The 4,785-nt window shown below is 35.9% G+C and carries 3 protein-coding genes and 1 pseudogene; 1 reads left to right on the forward strand and 3 read right to left on the reverse strand.

The window, feature by feature from the left end; genetic code table 11:
• Nucleotides 1-340 precede the first annotated feature (340 nt).
• Nucleotides 341-1,099: a response regulator transcription factor gene (locus AFK68_RS10170; RefSeq protein WP_094672606.1), complete on the forward strand. Its 759-nt coding sequence runs from the start codon at nt 341-343 to the stop codon at nt 1,097-1,099.
• 347 nt (nt 1,100-1,446) lie between these two features.
• On the opposite strand, the gene AFK68_RS10175 is transcribed toward AFK68_RS10170, so the two are convergent.
• The 3 genes and pseudogenes from AFK68_RS10175 to AFK68_RS10185 form a co-directional block, all read right to left on the reverse strand.
• Nucleotides 1,447-2,196 carry an ABC transporter ATP-binding protein gene (locus AFK68_RS10175; RefSeq protein WP_094672607.1) on the reverse strand — a complete coding sequence of 250 codons (750 nt, stop codon included), beginning with the start codon at nt 2,194-2,196 and terminating at the stop codon, nt 1,447-1,449.
• A gap of 29 nt (nt 2,197-2,225) precedes the next feature.
• A pseudogene (locus AFK68_RS10180) lies at nt 2,226-2,402 on the reverse strand (ATP-binding cassette domain-containing protein); the annotation flags it as partial.
• 471 nt (nt 2,403-2,873) lie between these two features.
• A complete protein-coding gene (locus tag AFK68_RS10185) occupies nt 2,874-3,428 on the reverse strand; it encodes a hypothetical protein (protein ID WP_094672608.1) in 555 nt (184 codons plus the stop codon).
• Nucleotides 3,429-4,785: the final 1,357 nt, after the last annotated feature.

The following is a 4,785-nucleotide window of genomic DNA, read 5'->3' on the forward strand; positions in this document are numbered from 1 at the left end:
ATTTTGTGTAGGTGCTTAATATAAACCTTAATTATTTGTTTTTTGTTTTACTCAAGCTATTTTAGTTTCTTGGTGACAAACTTGAGGGTTAATTTTTAGTCAAAGAGAAATGATCGGTAAAATCTTTAAATCAATCAAGCTTATTAGTAACATTACTTGAGCAAATTGAAATAACGTTCATAAAAATCCCTTTACCAATAGGTATGAGAATTTTCCTAAAGAAGTCTTTTAAACAGAATTTTTGAGTTAGAGTAACAGATGTTACAAAAATACAACAGTAATTTATGTTAGCTTAGTAAAAGCTAATTATAAAAAAAAGATATATAGGAAGTTATTTTAAGTGGGAGATGCTTGTATCTTAATCGTAGAAGGGAATCCGCATCTGCGCTCCCTACTTGGTTGGCATTTACAGCAAGCAAAGCATTTGGTAAACCAGTCAGCAAATGTCGATCATGCCAAAAAATTAATATACACTCATTGCCCAAATCTGGTAATTATGGAAACTGACCTACCAGATGGAAATACTCTAGAATTTTGCCAGTGGCTTCAGCAACAGCAACAGTGCTTAATTTTGATGCTATCCTCCCGCACAACTGAAGCGGATATTGTCGCAGGGTTAAAGTCAGGAGCAGATGACTATCTCTGTAAACCTTTTGGTATGCAAGAGTTTATGGCAAGGGTAGAAGCTCTACTACGTCGTCGCAGAACTATTAGTTGTACTCCACCCATCAGTTTAGATTATGGTGATTTAATTATTGATTTGGTACACCGTAGAGTTATCTTAAAGGGTAGTCTGATTGATTTAACTCCACAAGAATTTAGTCTTCTTTATGTCCTAGCTCAAGCAGAAGGAATACCCCTTACTCGTTCAGAATTACTACACAGAGGATGGCCAGATTCTATAGATAATCCTCGTACCATAGATACTCATGTACTATCTCTGCGGAAAAAAATTGAAATTGACCCCCGTCAACCTAGTGTAATTCAGACAGTTAGAAATGTCGGTTATAGATTTAATAGAGAAATCTTAACTATGGGTAAATGGCAGAAAAATTATCAAAAAAGTTACAAACAACCTCAAGAAGTTGCACCAGCTTGAAGAAGTTATACCGTTTCACGGAATTCAAAAGTCAAAAGTAAGATTTGATTGGCTCGAAATTTTCACCCTATAGTAATTTGAATAAATAGTTTCATATCTAAAGTTTGAAACTATTTGTGACATTTTTAAAGTGAATTGGTATTACAACTCAGAACTCAGAAGTCAGAAGTCAGAAGTTAAATTTATAGTTGGGGTTCTCACCACAAAATAAAATTAGATAGATATTTTGTATCTTTTGTCAGCATTAATACCCACCTAAAATATCCTAAAATATTGGGTGTCCTGATAATATTTCTAGTTGGAGACTTCTACAAACATTTTTATTAAACTAAATCCATTTTATTAAACTAAATCCATTCTTCAGTTTCTTGAGCTTGTGCTTTGATAATATGATGCCTTAACTTAACCCAATCAACTTTATTACTGGCAGAATCTTCAATTAATTCTCCTTGTTCTAGATGTAGCAATTGTGTACAAAACTTTTGAGCTAAATCTATTTGATGATTGACCATAATTACCGTTACTTCACTTTCTGCTAAAGTTGCTAATACCTGTATAACTCTACTAGCAGTACCAATATCTAAAGCTGAAGTAGGTTCGTCCAATAAAAGAATTTTAGGTTGAATTACAGCAGCACGAGCGATCGCCACTAACTGTTTTTGCCCCATGGAAAGTTGTAATTCTGACCTAGATAACCAAGATTCAGGAATATTTAACTGCTGTATCCAATATTCGCACCTTTGCTGAATTTCTGGTTGCCTTAGTCCTCTAAGTTTTAAAGGATAAGCGATCGCTTCTGCTACAGACATTCCCAAAAGTTTTGACTCCTGTAATACCATTGTTACCTCTTTTCGGAGTTGCATGACAGGAATTTTTCTGTAATCTTGGTTATCTAAATAGATATAACCAGAAGTAGGAGAATTTAATCTATTTAATAGTCGTAACAGAGATGTCTTACCAGCTCCAGAGACACCTACTACAGCAACCCTAGCACCTTTTTCTACAGCAAAAGAAATATCTTTCAGTAAATAGTGGGAGCTAACTGGGGTAGTTAAACTTACTTTGTCTAAATATAGTTGAGACTGCTGTTGTTCCATTTTTTATTTAGGGCTTGCTGAATAAATCNATTTAATCTATTTAATAGTCGTAACAGAGATGTCTTACCAGCTCCAGAGACACCTACTACAGCAACCCTAGCACCTTTTTCTACAGCAAAAGAAATATCTTTCAGTAAATAGTGGGAGCTAACTGGGGTAGTTAAACTTACTTTGTCTAAATATAGTTGAGACTGCTGTTGTTCCATTTTTTATTTAGGGCTTGCTGAATAAATCTCACAGTATTGACAGATAAAGGTAAAAGCATTTTAGGTCTGGAAAAAGTGCAAGGTTTTCAGTCTAAAAAGCTTAAAAAGTTAGGATTTTAGGGTGACGCGAGGCAGACAAATCAAGGAATAATTCTTCCGACAACCTCCTCTAAATTCCCTCTTCCTCCTGTACGGGCGTTAACGATAGTTATGCGAAGCTAACGGCCGTTTCGCGGAGGGACATGTTTGCGGAGCATTCCGTCAGGAAAACGCCCCTACGACTCCTACTCCTACCACTTATACTTTTTCAGCAAACCCTACTTAGGAAATGGCAACTGCATTAGAAANTTAACGATAGTTATGCGAAGCTAACGGCCGTTTCGCGGAGGGACATGTTTGCGGAGCATTCCGTCAGGAAAACGCCCCTACGACTCCTACTCCTACCACTTATACTTTTTCAGCAAACCCTACTTAGGAAATGGCAACTGCATTAGAAATAGTCCAAGCATCTACTAATAGTAAAAGTATGGTACAACCGAATAAAATCAAATACATCCAAGGTTGTGATAGAGGGCGTACATCAGTTGTATCTATACCTGTCTTTGCCTCTACTATCCGAACCAGTTTAGCAAAACCAACTACTCGCATAGGCAACAAATAACCTTCTCGAGAATTATTCAGGAAATAGTATACTAGACCACCTTGACCTGTAGTGCGAGGTTTGAGCGCTCTTATTTCTGACCAAGGTAAGTACCAACCTTTGCGAAAGAGGTCTGGTACCCAAACTGGATAGGATACTTGAATTCCCTTTTCATTAGTTATGACTCGTTCTGTTAAAGCTGCGTATAATGCTATTGCTCCTAATGTTAGTCCTATTGCTAAAATAAGAGGAGGTACTGGTGCATTGGTGGCTTCAGATAAAAAAGGCAAAGGTAAAGTTAATGCAATATACAAACTTAAAAGGGTTAATTTAATCAAAGGAGAAATTCTAAATATAAATGTTTCTGAATTTTTATTTTCAGTCATACTAAGTCCAGATTGTAAACATAATAAAATTATACCTATTTGATAAATTTTAGCTACAAATATTAGGCTTTTGCTCATGAGTCAAGATAACTGAGTCAGAATTTAAAAAGAATAAAATCCAAGAATTTTTAGTGAAATAAAAATTAAAATCAAGTCATTTTTAATTAGGCTTTGCTGAAAAAGTCTTATGGGTAAGGGTAGGAGTCAGGAGTCAGGAGTCAGGAGAAATGGAGAATGAGCGAGGAAGCACGAGGAAGAATCAGCCCTTGATTTTTTTGCCTTATGCAGCCTAAAATCCTAACTTTTTCAACTTTTTAGACNCGTACAGGAGAAGTGGGAATTATAGAGGAGGCAGGAGGAAGAATAGTAAGAGTGATTTTTTGGCCTCGCGTCTACCCAAAATGCTAACCTTTTCGGCTTTATCAATCAAAAAGCTGGTACTTTTTCCAGAGATAAAATTGCTCAAACCTTTATCCGTCATTGCTTTGATATTTAATCAGCAAGCCCTAATTAACCTGAGAAATTTTTTATAGGTTTAGGAATAGGGATTTTATATCATGTCTGGATAATTAGTGATAAAAAAAATTTCTCCTTCTTCTCCTCTTCTCCCTCTTCCTTTTCCTTCTTCCTTCTTCTTTCTTCTTTCTTTTTTCTTGTTTCTTCCTTCCTGACTCCTGTACGGGCGTTAACGATAGTTATGCGAAGCTAACGGCCGTTTCGCGGAGCGACATGAAACGCCCCTACGACTCCTGACTCCTNGACTCCTGTACGGGCGTTAACGATAGTTATGCGAAGCTAACGGCCGTTTCGCGGAGCGACATGAAACGCCCCTACGACTCCTGACTCCTCCCTCATTATTTATAACTGTTCAACCGGACATGATATTATAGCAATTTTCATGTTTTTTAGAGTACAGATATTTGGGTTTAAAGGAAAAAGTTTTATAGTCTACCTTTGTGACAACCGCTATAAGGGATTTCTGATTGAAACTCAGATATAATGATGCCTTTTGCAAGTACAATTAAAATTATTTTAGCTATTATAGCAATTTTCATGTTTTTTAGAGTACAGATATTTGAGTTTAAAGAAAGAAGGAAGAAGGAAGAAGTAATGCAAGTAATGAAGTGAAAACCGCTATAAATATGCTAAATAAAGCTGTATATTTAATCAATCTAGATTAAGAAATTAGAATGTCAAAATCAGAGATTGAATGTATCAGCAAATATAAAAAGGAGATAGGGAACACTTAACTGGGAACAGGTATGGAAGTCCGAAGAAATCAAGACAAATATTTGTCGCTATTAAATCTAGGAATATATGTACTGAATACTTCTCTATCTACCTTCTTTCAATCCCT

Source organism: Hydrocoleum sp. CS-953, assembly GCF_002260545.1.
In the GTDB taxonomy this organism is placed as follows: Bacteria; Cyanobacteriota; Cyanobacteriia; order Cyanobacteriales; family Microcoleaceae; genus Trichodesmium.